7 protein-coding genes are annotated in these 17,491 nt (G+C 47.3%); 5 read left to right on the top strand and 2 right to left on the bottom strand.

The annotated features are described in order from the left end of the window. Positions 1–21: 21 nt before the first annotated feature. Complete coding sequence (locus tag LZZ85_RS13525; RefSeq protein WP_237872557.1) at positions 22–4,056, bottom strand: hybrid sensor histidine kinase/response regulator transcription factor; 4,035 nt, start codon at positions 4,054–4,056, stop codon at positions 22–24. Positions 4,057–4,635: 579 nt separating this feature from the next. Between LZZ85_RS13525 and LZZ85_RS13520 the strand changes: the two genes are divergently transcribed. The 5 genes from LZZ85_RS13520 (at position 4,636) to LZZ85_RS13500 (ending at position 14,737) form a co-directional block, all read left to right on the top strand. Then, positions 4,636–7,782 carry a SusC/RagA family TonB-linked outer membrane protein gene (locus tag LZZ85_RS13520; protein ID WP_237872555.1) on the top strand — a complete coding sequence of 1,049 codons (3,147 nt, stop codon included), beginning with the start codon at positions 4,636–4,638 and terminating at the stop codon, positions 7,780–7,782. Between the two features lie 18 nt (positions 7,783–7,800). Continuing rightward, positions 7,801–9,303: a RagB/SusD family nutrient uptake outer membrane protein gene (locus LZZ85_RS13515; RefSeq protein ID WP_237872553.1), complete on the top strand. Its 1,503-nt coding sequence runs from the start codon at positions 7,801–7,803 to the stop codon at positions 9,301–9,303. A gap of 172 nt (positions 9,304–9,475) precedes the next feature. Further along, positions 9,476–10,882 carry a glycoside hydrolase family protein gene (locus tag LZZ85_RS13510; protein WP_237872551.1) on the top strand — a complete coding sequence of 469 codons (1,407 nt, stop codon included), beginning with the start codon at positions 9,476–9,478 and terminating at the stop codon, positions 10,880–10,882. A gap of 28 nt (positions 10,883–10,910) precedes the next feature. Continuing rightward, on the top strand, positions 10,911–12,779 hold the full coding sequence (locus LZZ85_RS13505; RefSeq protein ID WP_237872549.1) for a heparinase II/III domain-containing protein: 1,869 nt from the start codon (positions 10,911–10,913) through the stop codon (positions 12,777–12,779). A gap of 14 nt (positions 12,780–12,793) precedes the next feature. Continuing rightward, a complete protein-coding gene (locus LZZ85_RS13500) occupies positions 12,794–14,737 on the top strand; it encodes a sialate O-acetylesterase (protein ID WP_237872546.1) in 1,944 nt (647 codons plus the stop codon). 1,421 nt (positions 14,738–16,158) lie between these two features. Here the strand turns inward: LZZ85_RS13500 and LZZ85_RS13495 are convergent. Continuing rightward, positions 16,159–17,487, bottom strand: a complete 1,329-nt coding sequence (locus tag LZZ85_RS13495) for a bile acid:sodium symporter family protein (RefSeq protein WP_237872544.1) — start codon at positions 17,485–17,487, stop codon at positions 16,159–16,161. Positions 17,488–17,491: the final 4 nt, after the last annotated feature.

Below are 17,491 nucleotides of genomic sequence, written 5' to 3'. Positions count from 1 at the left end.
AGATTTAGAGCGGGCCCTCCTTTACTGTTTAATAAACTCCGAAGGAGTTTTCCCATAAGTTTTTTTAAACTCCTCTGTAAAATGCTTTCTGTTGAAGCCAACCATGTAGGCCACTTCAGCTACGTTCCTGTCTTTCTGAAGCAGCAATTCCGCAGCCTTTTTTAATCGTAGTGATTTAATAAAATCGTTAACCGTTAACCCGGTGAGTGCTTTTATCTTTTTATAAAGAATAGGAGCACTCATGTTCATTTTATACGCAAGCGTACTAACATTGAACTCCGGGTCATCCATTAATTCATCAATAACAAGCAGTGCCTTTTCAACGAACTGCCGGTCTGCTTCGCTTATCGTAGCCAGCGGTTCTTGTTTCAGGGGTTCCGCTTCCTGTGTGATTGCGGATAGCTGTCTGGCCAGTTGCCGGCGCATCGCCTCGCGCCCTGCTACAAGGTTTTTGGTTTGCAGCTCCAGTAACTGGATGCTGAACGGTTTTGTTACATATGCATCAGCACCATTGGTCAGCCCTTCCAGTTGGTTCTCATGATCCGCTTTTGCAGTCAGCAGGATAACGGGTATATGACTTGTCCGGAGATCCTGTTTCAATTGGCGGCATAACGTAAATCCGTCCATTTCAGGCATCATCACATCGCTGATCACAAGATCAGGGATCTGTTGTGTGGCGGCTTCCCAGCCCAGTAAACCATTTTCACAAGTGACTATATTGAACAGCGGCGCAAGCGACTCCCGGATAAATGCACTCAGCTCTGCATTGTCTTCCACCAGCAGTATCGTTGGTAGTATGCTGTCTGCACTTGTATCGGGAACTGTGATCTGCAGATCCGGTAAAACTTTCGAATGCATGGTTGTTACCGGTGAATGAGCTACCAACTGCTCTTCACTGAAATGACGGTTGCCTTTCCGCAATAATACCGTAAAGCAGGTTCTCCCCGGCTTGTCATTCTCTGAACGTTCACTCACTACCTTTAATTCCCCTTTGTGCAATTCTACTATACTTTTTGACAAAGCGAGGCCAATACCATAACCCGTATTTTGCGATGTATGTTCGCTCACCTGGAAGAAGTTCTCAAACAGCCGTGGCAGATATGCCGGCGCAATGCCTTTGCCGTTATCCTCCACATCAATTTGTACATCCGATTTATTCCCGGTGATTCGCAGGCTTACGTTACCATTCGCAGGCGTGAACTTGATCGCGTTCGTTAGAAGATTGAAGATCACTTTTTCCATCTGCCGCTTGTCGATATACGCTTTGATATCCGGCTGACTACTGGTCAATGAAAGCGTGATATTTTTTTCTTCCGCCAGCGATTGAAATGCCTGAAAGATATGGCTGGCGAATTCAACAATATTCTCTTCACTCACCTGTAGCTGGAGGTTATTGCTTTCCGCTTTTCTGAAGTCCATCAATTCTTCTACCAGGTGAGAGAGACGGTCTGTGTTTGTTTTTACCTGTTGCAGTTGGCGCTGTTGCAACTGCTCCTGGTTTAATTGCAGCAATCTTTCAACAGGTCCGCCGATCAGTGTCAGTAGTGTCCTGATCTCATGTGATACATTTGTGAAGAAATTCAGTTTGAACTGCTGCAGCTCCCGTTCTTTCTTGAACAACTCGCGAAGCCAGAAAAAACGAAGGAGGAAGAATATGATCGCAGCGAGAATGAGTGCGTATGCTGTATAGGCATACCAGGTCTGCCAGACAGGCGGCAGAACGGTTATTTCCAGCCTTGCCGGTTCATCCATCCAGATGCCATCATTGTTAGCGCCCTTTACCAGTAGCGTATATCTGCCAGGTGACAGGTTGTTGTACGTTACGCTGGTGGCGGTAGTATGGTTCCATTCTTTTTCAGCGCCTTCCAGTTTGTATGCGTATGCATTTTTTTCAGGCTTGATGAAATTCAGCAACGCGTATTCGATCGTAAAGTTTTGCTGATCGTGGTTCAGCGTGATCTGCCGCTGAAAGTCGATATCTTTTTTTAATATGCCTTTATCCAGGTTGATCGGTACCGGATTTCCAAAAAGCCGGAACCCGGTAAATCGTACTGCTGAACGTTCTCCGTTGACCTGGAGGTTTCCCGGTGTGAATGTGGTGATGCCGTTGCTTCCGCCGAGATACAATTTGCCCAGCGCATCTTTATAAATAGCATTCGCATTGAATTTATTACTGGCAACGCCATCGCTGGTCGTGTAAGTAAGAAAGCGGTCGTGCTGCGGATCATATCTTACCAGTCCCTTGTCTGTTCCACACCAGATATTTCCTTCCGTATCTTCCGCAACACTCAGGATATTGTTGTTAGGAAGACCATGTTTTAGAAGGTACGTTGTGAAGTTCCCTGTTTTTACATCATATCGGCTTAGCCCCCCATAGTAAGTGCCGATCCAGATATTTCCTGAATGATCTTCTGTGATCGAATTGATCGCGTCGCCCTGCAGGCTTGCCGGATCATTGTCCTTTCGACGGAATACCTTGAGTTCATCTGTTTTTCGGTCATACCTGCATAGCCCGGCACTCGTTCCGATCCACAGGTACTTCCGTGAATCTTCAAACAGGACACGGATATTTTTATTGGGTAGTCTCGCGTTTACAGGCGTTCTGGATGTTTTCGATGGAAGGCTGCCGTTTTCCGGTTTGAGAATGGTAAGCCCGCTTTGCGCTCCCACCCATAAAGTGCTGTCGCTGGTTTGGAGCAAACACAAGATCTCATCAAAGTTGATGACATCCCTGTTTTGCCTGCTTAAGGCATATCTTCTGAAGGAGTTTGTTTTTTCATCATAGAGGTTGAGGTCTTCGCCATAAGATGGACCGATCCAGATCCGGTCCTGGCGGTCGCGATAAACGACCTTGATCAGGTTGGAGCTGATCGAATGCGGGTCAGCCGGGTTGTTCTTATAGTTCGTGTACTGATTTGCCCTAGGGTCAAGGCAATTCAGGCCGCCACCTTCTGTACCGATCCAGAGACGGTTGTCTTTATCTTTTGAGATCGTACTGACAATATTGTTACTGATATGGATCGCGCTGTTTGCCGCGATCGTTTCAAACGGTGTGCTTCTTGAATAAATAAAGTTCAGTCCGCCATGATAGGTGCCTATCCAGACCGTGCCTGTTGCATCCTGGTAGATGGAGTGGATCGAATTATTGCTTAGGCTCGAGGGATCAAGCGGATCATGCTTGTGTAAGGTGGATTCCAGCGTAACGGGATCAACGACCAGTACACCATCCTGTGATCCTACCCAGAGCTTTCCGTCGCGCGTAGTGATGATCTTGCGGATATTGTTCAGCGCATTTCCGGTGGACGTCCGGTAGGGGCGGCTATTGCCGAGACTATCCATTATATGCAGGCCGCCATGAAAAGTGCCGATCCATAGGTTTCCCCGGGAGTCACCGGCAACGCTGGTGATATAATCTTCGGGAAGAATATTAGGTGTCGACTGCTTGTTGTACGTTTTTACCTTTTCATTCCGGTCGAAGCAAACAAGTCCCGCATAGCTCCCGATCCAGAGTTTGCCGTCTTTTCCTCTGTAAATAGATCTTACCATGTTTCCGCTGGTATTCAGCATCGGCACTTTCGGATATGCTTTTTTGAAATAGTTGACCGAATCTTTGGATGGCTTGAACAGACCATGATACGTTCCTGCCAGCAGGTCACCATTCAGGTCTTCGTAAAGCGTGCTTACATAGCAGGTTTTCAGCCCCTCAAATTTCATCCGTTCAAAGGAGTCGGTTTCCGGGTTGTATTTGAGTAATCCGAGCGAGGAGCCGATCCACAGCACGCCATTTTTGTCAGTCAGCAGTGCATTGATGATATTATCGCTGATGCTGGTGGTGTCGGCATATATGTTCTTATAACTTTTGAACCGGCTGCCGTCATAGCGGTTTAGACCATACCTTGTTCCATACCACATAAAGCCCTGGCGGTCTTCGGTAATGCTGAGGATGGAATTATTGGAAAGGCCGTTGTCGACCGTCAACTGGCGGAAGTGCGCGGATTGGGCCAGCGACCAGACCGGTGTTATCAGCAGGAACAGATATGCGAGAAGCCTTAACATGTTTCGGGAATTCGTTCGTCCGGTGAAAATAGTGCATTAATTGTAAGCTGCTTCGCTCAGCTCTTTGGTTGCCTTGCGTGATGCCCATGTCATGTTCTTATAGTGCCCGCAGTAGTTTCCCGCAGATTTGCGCGGATACAGGTGCAGGTGCGCAGATTGGTGCCGGTTCAGAGGTTATCAGCAGGTCTGCCAGTCAATCTTAAGTTTTCTTTTCGCTCTTAGCGGAATCTCTTGCGCCCTTTGCGTAGCTCCTACGCCACTCAGATCTCCGGGGCTTCACTATCCTGTCATTAACCCTGATCTAAGGCTCCTTTCTACACTCATCCTCCGTTGTTCCTCTGTCACCCTTCCAACACTGGACAAAAAAGAGCTGTCCTATATCCGATTTTAAAGCCGGCAATTTTAAATTTGATTGACAATCATAATCTTGTACATTTTATGTGGTCTAAATTTTTAAGATTTCCGGCTTATCTTTTAGGATATCCGCCCCGGTTTTCCCCTGTCTTTCTAAACTTTACACGTGTTGCGGCAGCGTCGTTCACAAGCCGGCCGCACTCCCAAACTCCTAAAACGATTGCTATGATTTGTTTGAAAAGACTATCCTTTTTATCCGTCTTTTACCTGCTCTGCCTCTCCGCCACTGCCCAGAACCCCGCCAATCCTTTTGCCTTCAGGGGCACCATCAGGGATGCTTCGCTGAAGCCATTAGAAGGCGTTACTGTTACTAAAAAAGGTACCAATAACACGGTTCAGTCGAAGGCAGACGGCTCCTTCAATATTACCAGTAAAGACAGTGCGCTGACCCTTGTGTTCAGCTTTGTTGGAAAGATCCCGCAGGAACTGGCCCTTACTTCTCCCCGCGCTGATATTTCCGTTATTATGGCTGATAGCAGCGTGAGTATGGAAGATGTAGTGGTGATCGCTTACGGGAAGACGTCCAAAAAACTCGTATCTAATTCCGTTGTAACCCTCACCGCAAAGGATGTGGAAGATCTTCCGGTCGCATCTCCGGCAGAAGCGATGGTGGGCCAGGTAGCGGGAGCCAATATCTCCACGCCAAGTGGTGAACCGGGCCAGAATCCGTACATCAGGATCCGTGGACTGGGTTCCATCGGTGCCGGGAATAACCCACTGTTCGTGGTGGATGGTTACCCGCTTAATAATAATGACAACTTTTATAACATCAACTCGGCCGATATCCAGTCGATCCAGATCCTTAAAGACGCGGCCGCCTGCGCTATTTATGGTTCCCGTGGCGGTAACGGGATCGTACTCGTTACAACAAAACGGGGCGCGATTGGTAAAACGAAATTCTCGGCGAATGTTTACGGCGGTATTTCGAACGTAAGCAAAACCATCAAGCTGCTGGATAAAGATCAGTACATGGATTATACGCTGGAAGCCTATAAGAATTCAGGCCTCACTCCACCGGCGGGCATCACAGATCCTTCCGCACTGGCAAATACGGACTGGCAGGATGAGATCTTCAGAACCGGCTATCAAAGCAACTACCAGATCTCAGCTTCCGGCGGAACCGAGAATGCAAAATTCTATATCACCGGTAACTATTTCAAGCAAACCGGAGTGGTGGACAATACAGGTTTCGACAGGATCCTGCTACGCGCGAACTATGAAGCAAAGCTTTCGAAAAAACTGCGCTTCAGCCTTACACTCGCACCGAACTTCAGCCGTACTGATACAAAACCGATCCAGGGTAATTTCAATAACTCCACTATCAGCAATGGCGGACAGGCGAATATCGGCGCTGTGGTGACCACGGCTTTGCTGATGCCACCGATCATTCCGGTGTTTACGGACAATGGTAATTATGGACAACCGCTCACGCTCTTCGGTAATGCCGTGAACGTAGGTGGTCTGTATAACCCGATCGCTACACTGGATCTTTACCGTGACAAATCCAATTCATTCAAGGGAATGATGATCAGTAATCTTGAATATGAGATCATCCGCAATCTGACCTTTAAAACAACCCTCGGAGGTGAAATGCTTTCCGATCGCCGTAATTTCTATGTACCAGCTACTCTTGCAAACGGCAGTGCGCCAACGGCAAATCTTAACAACCCCATCCTCGCAGGCATCAATGCACAGCAACGTAACAGCACGACCTACAACTGGGTATGGGAGAATACGCTGAACTATTCAAGAACATTGTTTGGCGAGCATCGCATAGATGCACTTGCCGGCTACGGCGCTCAGCGGAACACAACAGAGAACTCTTCTGTCAGTGGCCAGGCTTCCTCTTATACCAACACAGATGTGGAGTATGTTACAGGGGCCGGTAATATACTTGGCACGGCAGGTTATTCTGCGAACGCGCTGGTGTCTGTGTTCGGAAGATTGAACTACAGCTTTAAAGACAGGTATATCGTATCGGCATCCGTACGTTCAGATGGCTCTTCCCGTTTCGGATCTGATAACCGGTATGCGACATTCCCTTCAGTATCTGTTGCATGGCGTGTTGCCGATGAGAAATTTATGAAGAAGTTTGAACAGATCAGTGAACTGAAACTGCGTGCAAGCTATGGTATCACCGGCAATAACAATATCGGTGATTATAACTGGCAGGCTTACGGAGCCGCCGCGAATTATATATTCGGACCCAATGCAGGTAACCGTGTCTATGGATTTGTGCCTAATTCTGTGGCGATCAAAAATCTTACCTGGGAAACAAATAAGCAGACAGATCTCGCTCTTGAGTTAGGATTGCTGCGCAACCGGATCTATCTCGTTGTTGAAGCATACGAACGGAATACAACCAATCTGCTGCTCAACCGCAACGTGCCTGCACTCGTTGGTTTTGCCAACCGTGTGCTGAACAATGTCGGTAAAGTAAGGAACCGTGGTCTGGATATACAATTGCAAACGACCAATATCAACCAGAAAGATTTCAAGTGGACAACCAATGCGAATATCTTCTGGATGAATAATAAAGTGATCGCGCTGACAAGCGCAAGTGATCAGATCCTGTTTGATCCGGTATTCGGTTATACATCCGCCATCCGTGTAGTGCCGGGAATGCCTATGGGGACTTTCTTTGGCTACAAACAGGTTGGTGTATACATGAATGAAAATGATGTGGCGAACAGTGCTGTCTGGGCTGCGGGCGGTTCAAGACCCGGCGATATCAAATATGAAGATGTTAATGACGATAAGAAGATAGATGCGGCGGATATTCAGCCCCTGGGCAATCCGTTCCCTAAGTTCTCTTATGGGTTACAAAACAGTTTTACCTATAAGAAGTTCACCTTCAGTTTCAGCATCCAGGGAAGCTACGGCGGTAAGATCCTGAATGGTACAGATCGATATGTATATAATTTCTACGGTCGTGTGAATGCCCGTGAGAATGCGCTCAACCGCTGGCGATCAGAGGATGAACCGGGTGATGGCATGACGCCGCGTGTGTTGAATGGCGCTCAGTCATGGCTCAATGCATTCTCTACATACCAGTTGTTTGATGCGTCTTTCCTTCGGATCCGGAATGTACAGGTGCGTTATACCCTGCCTTCTCCGTTCGTGAAGAAAATGGGGTTGAGCTATGCAAGCGTATACGTAATGGCGCAAAATCTGCACACGTTCTCCAGCTATTTCGGTTATAACCCGGAAGCAAATCTGTATGGTAACTCCACCAACCCTACCTACGGGGTTGACCAGGGTGCTTATCCGCTGAACCGTACCATTACACTTGGAGCCAATATCAGTTTTTAACCTTAACGATTGTGAATTATGAAACAGACTATCAATAAATATATCTTCCTGTTTACACTTGGACTATCGCTCATTATTGCGGGTTGCTCCAAAGACTTTATCGACCTTACGGATCCTACACGGATCGAAACGGACGGGTACTATAATGATTCGGCCAGTATTTCCACGGCAGTGATCGCCGCATATGCGGGATTGCAGGAAGTGTATGGCAAAGCAAGCGGCAGCCGCGGGATCTATCCTATTGCGGAGATCGCTTCTGATAACACAACAGCAGTGGTAGAAGGAAGCGGTGTGGGTGATTTTGAGTTTTTCCAGGCCACTTCATCAAACCAGGTCTTGCAAACACAATGGACTTACAACTACCGGGTGATCGCAAGATGTAATCTTGTATTGTCAAGGATCGATGCGGTTGCCATGAATGCGGTAGTGAAAGAAAGATACAAATCCGAAGTGAAGTTCATCCGTGCCCTCACATATTTCAACCTGGTTAGAACGTTTGGTGGTGTACCCGTTGTAACTAAAGAGATCAGGACGATCGAAGAAGCGTATGAGTATGGTCGCGCTTCCGTTGAAGAAGTGTATATCCAGATAGAACAGGACCTGAACGAAGCAAAAGCAGATGTGAATCTGCCCGACAGGTATGCTGCTCCTGCGGATCTCGGACGTGTGACAAAAGCGGCGGTACGCGGGTTGCTGGGTAAAGTTTACCTGACGGAGAAGAAATACAATGAAGCCGTGACTGAACTCGGCGGTTATGTTTCGGCCTATGATAATACGATCCATTCATTACTACCGAACTATTCAGACATATTCCTTACGACCAATGAAATGAATGCGGAGATCGTATTTGCTGTCCGCTACACAAAAGGAAATGTTCCTTCAACCGGCAGTCCATTCCCTAATCATTTCTCCCGCACAACTGCTGAAGCGGGTGGCGTTGGCACCGGTTATCAGTTCAATACGCTCCGGAAAGACCTGGTGGATACGATGACAGCACAGGGTGCTGCAGATAAAAGAACAGCTGTCTCATTTGTTGCATCCGGCACCGGTGCATGGATCACACGCAAGTATCGTGATACTCCCGCGCAGGATCTTGATGCAGACTGCGACTGGATCGTCTTGCGCCATGCAGACATTCTGCTGTTGTATGCAGAGGCGCTGAATGAACAAAGTGCAGCGAACGTAGCAACGGCTGTACCATTTGTGAACCGCATCCGTACAAGGGCAGGCTTTACCGGCGCCGCGCTGCTTGATCCATTGACGGTAACGCAAGGTCAACTGCGTTTGGCAATTGAAAAGGAAAGACGCATTGAGCTGAATCTTGAAGGACACAGATGGTTTGATCTCGTGAGAACGGGGAGAGCGGTTGAAGTGATGAACAATCACTTTACTAAATATGCGATCAGGGTGACGACTACTTCTCCGATCGTTCAGATCCAGGCCTTCCAACTGATTTTCCCGATCCCCATCAATGAGATCAATACGAACCCGATCTTAACACAAAACCCGGGATATAATTGATGATGGACTGGCATAAGGTTCCCGCAGATAGCGCAGATACACCCAGGCTATCGGACACTGATCTCCGAAATCCGCAAGATCTGTGAGAAGTATAAAAAGCTGTCGCCTTTTCGGATATCCGAATCTAAATCTGCGTACTCTGCGGGAACCCTACGCAAAACATTTTACAAGTATGATCAAAATTCCGTACACAGTCTCCGCTTTGTTATTAAGTGTTTGCGTCTTTGCCCAAACTGACGAGTATTCCATTACCATTCCTGTCAGAGTTGCCAACAGTGAAAAGAAGACCTTCAGCGAATGGAAAGACTATCCGACAAGATCCATCGCCACACTGAACGGATTCAAACCGGGCAAACCTGTTGCACTGGATAGCTACGGAGGCCGCAACGATCTTAAAGAAAAACCTACCGGTTTTTTCTATGCAAAGAAGATCGGCAGCCGCTGGTACACGATCGATCCGCAGGGACATCCTTATATCAACGTAGGTATGGTAGAGATCTCTCCCGGACGTTCGGATAGAAGCGTTGCCGCATTGCAGCAAAAATTCAAAAGCAGGGAAGGCTGGGCCGATGCGACGGTCAGGCAATTACGCGACTATGGATTCAACGCATTTGGTGCATGGACGGATAACAAGCTAATGCAGCCGGCTTCTGCCCGGCTGCAATCACCATTTTCTTATACCATTATCAAAAGCTTTATGAGTGATTATGGTAAGAAGCGTGGTGGAACATACCAGGAAAGCGGGCATACCGGTTATCCGGATCGTACAACTTTTGTATTTGATCCCCAATGGGAAAGCTTTTGTGATGAATATGCCAAACAACTCACCGCTACAAAGGATGACGCCAATCTTTTCGGCTATTTCTCCGACAATGAGCTGCCGCTTGAACGATTGACGCTTGATCGTTATCTTGGTAAAAAGGATTCAACTGATCCCGGAAAGGTAGCAGCAAAGAAATGGCTGCAAGAACGGGGATTGACGATCGCCGGGATCACAGACAGCATCCGGCATGAGTTTCTCGGGCTTGTAGCAGAGAAATATTATTCCGCAGTGGCAAAGGCTATAAAGAAGTATGATCCCAATCACATGTACCTGGGGAGCCGTTTGCATAATTATGAATTGAAGGTGCGCCAGGTATTCAATGCGATGAGTAAGTATGTAGATGTGATCGCGATCAATTATTACAGGCACTGGACACCTGTTCAGGCGGATATGGCCAACTGGGAGAAATGGTCGGGCAAGCCTTTTATCATAACCGAATATTATGTGAAAGGAGAAGACTCCGGGATGCCCAATTATTCGGGTGCAGGATGGAATGTGAAAACACAGGAAGATCGTGGTATCTTTTACCAGCATTTCCTGCTTGGTTTGATCGAATCACAACGTTGTGTGGGGTTTCACTGGTTCAAATACCAGGACAACGATCCTACATACACGGCTGTTGATCCGAGCAATCTTGATGCAAACAAGGGCGTTGTCAGGTGGGATTTTTCCAACTATCAGCCCCTGCTGGATAAGATGAAGGAACTTAATACTCAGGTATATGACCTGGCTGATTATTTTGATAAACGTAAATAAGCGTGTTCAAAACGCATTGCCTTACTTTATGAAAAAACTTTCTTTTCTTTTTATTACCACCATCTTTTTTGTGAGTAATGTTCTTTATGCTCAGCAGATCGACACCGCGAAGATCAAGGCACATCCTCGTCTTCTGCTGATGGACGGCGAAGAAAAAGGGATCCTTTCGCAGATGAAAACGAATTCTTCATGGAATAATTATCACCTCAAAATACTGCAGGAATGTGATGCGATTATTTCTATTGTACCCGTTGAACGTACAATGATCGGGCGCCGTTTGCTGCAGGTCTCCCGCGAAGCGTTAAGAAGGATCTTCTACCTTTCTTATGCTTTTAGAATGACAGGCCAGGAAAAATATGCCACCCGCTGCGAAAAAGAGATGCTGGCTGTAGCGGCTTTCGCAGATTGGAATCCCGCTCATTTTTTGGACGTTGCAGAAATGACAATGGCGGTTGCGATCGGGTACGACTGGTTATTTGCTCGTCTGTCTCCTGCATCAAAAAAAACGATCAGTGATGCGATCAGGCAAAAGGGGATCGCCACTTCCCTGGATCCTCAATATAATGGCTGGTTGAGAAGCAGCAATAACTGGAACCAGGTCTGTAATGCGGGGATCAGCTTTGGTGCTCTCGCGATCTATGAAGATGATCCCGTTGTTGCGAGGCAGGTCATAGAACGTGCCCTGACGAGCATCAGGATCCCCATGAAGCACTATGCGCCGGATGGAAATTACATGGAAGGGTATAGTTATTGGGGTTACGGAACATCCTTCAATGTATTCTTTATTGATGCGATAGAAAAAATATTTGGAACCGATCATGGCTTGTCTGCTCAGCAGGGCTTTTTGCAGACCGGTTTGTTTTATGAGAACCTGGTAAGTCAGTCGTCAGGAAAGCCATTCAATTATTCTGATTGTGGTGGTCATGAAGGGTTGCAGCCAGCTATGTTCTGGTTTGCGCAGAAGAATAAAGACGCGTCGCTTTTATTCCAGGAGAAGCAGTATTTACAGGATCAGTTGTTCGATGTAAAGACGAGTCGTTTTTTACCGGCGGCCGTGATCTGGGGTAAAGATCTTCCATTGGATAAGGTAGTGGCGCCCGATAAAAAGATCTGGATCGCAAAAGAAGATCACCAGGTTGCCATCATGCGGACAAGCTGGGAAAAAGGGAAGGGAATTTATGCAGGCTTTAAAGGCGGGTCGCCTGCTACAAGTCATGCACACATGGACGTTGGTTCTTTTGTGCTGGATATAGATGGTGTTCGTTGGTCGGCTGATCTCGGTATGCAACAATACAATTCGCTTGAGTCTGCGGGACTGCAGATCTGGGATATGTCGCAGGCATCACAACGCTGGAAAGTCTTCCGTTATGCCAACTATTCACATAGTACATTGACGGTGAATGATCAGCTGCAGAACGTAAAAGGCAACGGACGATTGGTGAAATTTTCTGATGATAGTCTGAATCGCCGTGCTGTGATGGATATCAGTTCCGCTTATGAAGGGCAGTTGAAAAGTGTACATCGCGGTCTTGCAATACTTGATGGCAGGACAGTCACGGTCAGAGATGAGATCGAGACTTCAGCTCAGCAGGCAACCATCCGCTGGGTAATGCTTACACCCGCATCGGTTGAAATAACGAAAGAAGGGGATGCTGTTTTGACCAATGGTAAACATAAATTAAAAATGCAGGTTACAGGAATCGATAAGGTAAAGATCAAAACATGGTCAACCGATCCTCCCAAGCCTTATGATGCGACGAATAAGGGGACTGTATTGGTAGGGTTTGAGATCACTGTGCCGGCTAAAAGCAACATAGCATTCAATGTTTCTTTGATTCCCGAAAGCAATAACGGTAAATTCGATGCAACAAAATTGCTGCCGCTTGCGCAGTGGTAAATCTTTCAAACAGAATGAATAGATCATTATCCTATTTTTTGCAAACAATGCTGGTTGGATTGCTGCTGCAGAAAACATCCTTTGCGCAACTGAAGCTGCCCAACCTGATCAGTGATAACATGGTGTTACAGCGGGATCTTCCGCTTACTTTATGGGGATGGGCGACACCGGGCGCTACAGTTCATTTTTTATTTCAGGGAAAATCCGCAGAAACGATCGCAGCTGCAGACGGTAAATGGAAATTCAGATTATCAGCATTAAAGCCGGGTGTGCCGGTTGAAATGTCATTCACCAGTGAAGGCAGAACAACAACTGTTCGCAACATCCTGGTTGGTGATGTGTGGTTATGCTCCGGTCAGTCGAACATGGATTATCAGCTGTATAAGGCAAAGCAATCGTATCCGAAAGAGATTGCAGACGCAGGTAATTATCAGATCAGGGAGTTTGCGGTAAAGAATCCGTACGGTTTTCAGAAAAGCGAAAACGCAACCGGGAGCTGGAAGCCCGCTACTCCTGACAATGTACTAATGTATAGTGCGGTTGGTTATTTCTTCGCGAGAAGTCTTTATGAAAAGTATACTATACCCATAGGGATCATTCATGCAAGCTATCCCGGCACCGCTGCAGAAGGATGGATGAGTGAAGAAGGGCTTGCGCAATTCCCTCATTATTTGGAGAAAGCGAAGCCTTTCAGGAATGAGCGCTATTCCGATAGCGTAAAAGCAAGGGACAAGCGGGTAAACGATGAGTGGATGAATGAGCAACGCCGGGGTGATACAGGGCTTGCGAAGCAATGGGGAAGTAATAACACTGATCTTTCCGGTTGGGGGAAATATAGTGTGCCGGGTTATTGGGAAGACCAGGGAATGCAGCAGGATGGCGTGATATGGATCAAAAAAGAAATTGAGGTTGATGCGTCATTTCTTCCGGGAGAAAAGTACCTGGAGCTGGGAATGATCGATGATGTGGATAGTACTTACTTTAATGGATATTGGGTGGGTTCAAAAGATAACAGATACCTGGAGCGTCGGTATCGCATTCCGGATTCGATCATCCGTGCGGGAAGGAATATGATCACGATCAGGATAGTGGATAAAGAGGGGAGAGGTGGCGTGATCGCCGGTCGCAGGTATCGCCTGACAAATGGTACAACCAGTATAGATCTTTCAGGAGAATGGAATTTGAAAACAGGGGTCGTAATGCGACCGATGCCGGTTGGGAGTTTTACGCGGATCGAATACCTGCCAGAGATCATGTATCATTCGCGTATCGAACCGTTGATCGGCTATGGGATCAAAGGCGTACTCTGGTACCAGGGCGAAGCCAATACAGGAAAGGCGATCGAGTACAGGACATTGCTTCCGGCAATGATCAATGACTGGCGTACCCGGTGGGGGCAGGGAAATTTTCCTTTTTTGATCGTTCAGCTGGCGAATTATATGAAACCACCGGTTGAGCCTGTAAAAAGCAATTGGGCCATGCTGCGTGAATCGCAGGCGAAAGTCGCGGATAGCATTCCCAATGCAGGCCTGGCCGTGGCGATAGATCTCGGAGAAGAATTTGATATTCATCCCGCTAACAAAAAAGATGTCGGCGAAAGGCTGGCGCTTACGGCTCGCCATCTCGTTTATGGTGATAAGAAAACCGTTTATTCAGGGCCCGTTTATAAATCGATGACCGTGGAAAATGGAAAAGTTGTGCTGGAATTTGATCACAAAGGCAAAGGTTTAACAGGCAAAAACGGCGAATTAATGTATTTTGCGACGGCAGGCGCCGACAGGGTATTTCACTGGGCCAGGGCCGGGATCAGAAATGGAAAGGTGATCGTGTGGAGTGAAAAGGTAAAAGTTCCGGTAGCAGTGCGTTATGCATGGGCAGACAATCCGCAAGGTGCGAATTTTTATAATGTCGAAGGTCTACCTGCGGTACCGTTCAGGACAGATAACTGGGATAACTAAAAAATATTTGAGCGACTTACAGTTAGATTGCAATTCGAAAAAGCAATCGTTCCGGGAGGGGTTTCTACCCTTCCTTTTTTATTTTATGACGATAGACTGTGTCCATTGTAATCCTAAATCTCCACCGTCTTAGCTAAGGGAAATAAAAAGGGGCTGTTCGCCACAGCCCCGAGGTATACTTCAACTCACCCTAAACTTCTTTGATCTATTGTCCGCCACCTGGCTTTGAGCAGCTCCAGATCACGGTTGAATTATTCACGTTAGCACTGTATTGATCATACTAATCCCGGTTGCCGGAATGGAATAATTCTTTACCGTTCTGATCATAAATTATATTGATGCCATCGCAGATAATGGCTGTGAGACGGATCTCGAAAACAGCCCGGTCTTCATAAAGGCCTGCATAGAAATCTGTTTTGCAAAAGCAAGCACTGTATTCCTTTTTCTTTGCCTGACAGCGGGCTATGAGGGGACGTTGCCTGCGGGGGAAAAAATAATACTGGGGTAGTTTGGACTACCTCAATATTATTTTGATAAGGGGATGTTTGCCCGGGCGGGCAAGGGGCTTTTTTCGATGGTGGTCGAGGGCGTTGTTTACGGATTTTGCCGGGCGGGCAAGGGCGCTTTTTTTTCGAGGGGTTGCCTCGAAGACTCTGTTTACTTTTTTTGCCTTGATGCAAAAAAAGTAACAAAAAAAAATCAAGGCTGGGAAAAAATGGCTAAAAATGGCAGGATGTCACCTGCACCAAAAAAAACTCGCCGGGAAAGTATGATGAATTGATTGGCGTGCTGGCTCAGACAGTTTTTGGCGCCTTCGCACACCTGCGGTGTGGCTCAGACGGTGCCAGCCTCCCATTTTCTTAACGCCATTTTTTCCAAGGCCGGGGGCGTTGAGAGAGGAGGAGTCGGTTGCGAGGAAGATTCGTTGTATATCAGTTGCGGTATCACAAATTGACGTGTTGCTATTCTGATAAAAGACAACAACACTTGCAAGAACCGTAAAGCTACATTTATGACAAGGCCTTCTGCCCGCTTTAAGAGGGGGCGGCCTAGCGCAAATGGCGTTAAAAAAATTATGGCCGTAACCGACGAGCCGAAGGCGAGGGCGCTAAAATATTGTCTGAGCCGGCACGCCAATCAATCCAAAACCCTCCTCCGGCGAGTTTATTTTAGTGCCAGGTGCAGCCCATAATTTTTAGCCATTTGCGCGTAGCCTTGATCTTTTTTTGTTACTTTTTTTGCATCAAGGCAAAAAAAGTAAACGGAGTCTTTCGACCTCCCGTCGAAAAAAACGCCTTGCCTGCCCGGCAAAAATTGTAAACGGAGTCTTTCGACACTCCCGTCGAAAAAAAGCGCCCTTGCCCGCCCGGCAAAAAAACAGAGCCCTTCGACGCTCCCGTCGAAAACACCCCAAACTTCCCTCAAACGCTCACAGCGTCACCCGCTGACGCCACCTTCCCTTCGCTATGAAAGAGCTCCTCTTCTTTCACCGGCCTTTTCCTCCAGTAGTTTGCCAGCAAGCTTCCGCTGATGTTCATCCACGGACTGAAGACTGCCGCCGCCAATCCTACTGTTCCAAGTTTTCCCATTGCACCGGCAAGCCCGCTTGCCATGCCGCCATTTTGTAACCCGACTTCAAAAGCGATTGTTCTGCTGGAATTTTTATCCATTCCAAATAAACGGCTAAGCCAGTACCCGAAGAAATATCCGGCGGCATTATGGATCACAGATGCGACAAATAAAAGGAAACCGACTCTGAGCAGGTTGTCCCTGCCAGCGGCAGTGGTGACGGTGGTGAAGTAGATGATCCCGAACATCGACAAGTAGGGCATCAGGCTGTCTATCTTTGGGAAGCGCCTATAAAGCTGGTGATATAAGATGCCGGCAATGATGGCTCCGGCAAAGAAAGAAAGCATGCTCAGGCTTTGCTGCATGGGAACAGATGCATTGGCAGATATCCAGCCTGATAAACCAGATAGCAGGATCGCTAACCAGACTGCACAGGCAAGACCTGCGGTGTAGATCTTTTTCTTTTGTGAAGAGGAAGCGGTTTTAAGAAAATCATGCAGCAATGCCGCACCGATCGGCACCAGTACGATCTTAATGATCTCCATCATCATCTCGATGAAATTTACTTCCACCAGGGTGCCTGCCAGCAATTTCATCAGCAAGGGTGTAAGGAATGGAGCAACAAGTGTTGCCATGGCGGTGACGATCACTGATAATACAAGATTTGCCCGGGCCAGGTATACCATCACATTAGAGGCCAGACCACTGCTGCAACTACCGATCAGGATAATTCCGGCGGCTATCTCCGGTTCAAAATCAAAGACGTTGATAAGCAGCAAACCCATTAACGGCATTATGGAAAAGTGACAGAATAACCCGATCAATACGCCTTTTCCTGTAGCAGCAAAGCCTTTGAAATCCCGGAGGCTCATGTGCGTGCCCATACCAAACATCACCAATTGGATAATGACAAGGATCAGGGTTTTGTCACGCAAATTGATATCTCCCCAACGAAGAAATGCCTGCGGATACATCATCCCCGCTACCACTGCCGCAATGATCCAGGCTGTATACCGGTACCCTTTCATTGATTCAACAGAGCCCAGTCCTATTGCCAGCGTAACGGCTGCGATCAATGAAGCGGGCTGAAAGATGTTTGCGTTCTGCAAGACGATACCTGCAATCACAGTGATCACGGCAATGCCGGAAATAAGCAGGCTGATCCGGTTGAGACTTTTCATATGG

The sequence above is a fragment of the Terrimonas ginsenosidimutans genome, from assembly GCF_022012415.1.
Taxonomy (GTDB): Bacteria; Bacteroidota; Bacteroidia; order Chitinophagales; family Chitinophagaceae; genus Terrimonas_A; species Terrimonas_A ginsenosidimutans.
Note: the sequence above shows the minus strand (reverse complement) of the source record. Positions and strands in the feature narration are given on the sequence as shown.

Bases quoted from the DNA above. Each gene is read 5' to 3' on its own strand.
- LZZ85_RS13525 (WP_237872557.1), bottom strand. From the start codon at position 4,056: ATGTTAAGGCTTCTCGCATATCTGTTCCTGCTGATAACACCGGTCTGG.
- LZZ85_RS13520 (WP_237872555.1), top strand. From the start codon at position 4,636: ATGATTTGTTTGAAAAGACTATCCTTTTTATCCGTCTTTTACCTGCTC.
- LZZ85_RS13515 (WP_237872553.1), top strand. From the start codon at position 7,801: ATGAAACAGACTATCAATAAATATATCTTCCTGTTTACACTTGGACTA.
- LZZ85_RS13510 (WP_237872551.1), top strand. From the start codon at position 9,476: ATGATCAAAATTCCGTACACAGTCTCCGCTTTGTTATTAAGTGTTTGC.
- LZZ85_RS13505 (WP_237872549.1), top strand. From the start codon at position 10,911: ATGAAAAAACTTTCTTTTCTTTTTATTACCACCATCTTTTTTGTGAGT.
- LZZ85_RS13500 (WP_237872546.1), top strand. From the start codon at position 12,794: ATGAATAGATCATTATCCTATTTTTTGCAAACAATGCTGGTTGGATTG.
- LZZ85_RS13495 (WP_237872544.1), bottom strand. From the start codon at position 17,487: ATGAAAAGTCTCAACCGGATCAGCCTGCTTATTTCCGGCATTGCCGTG.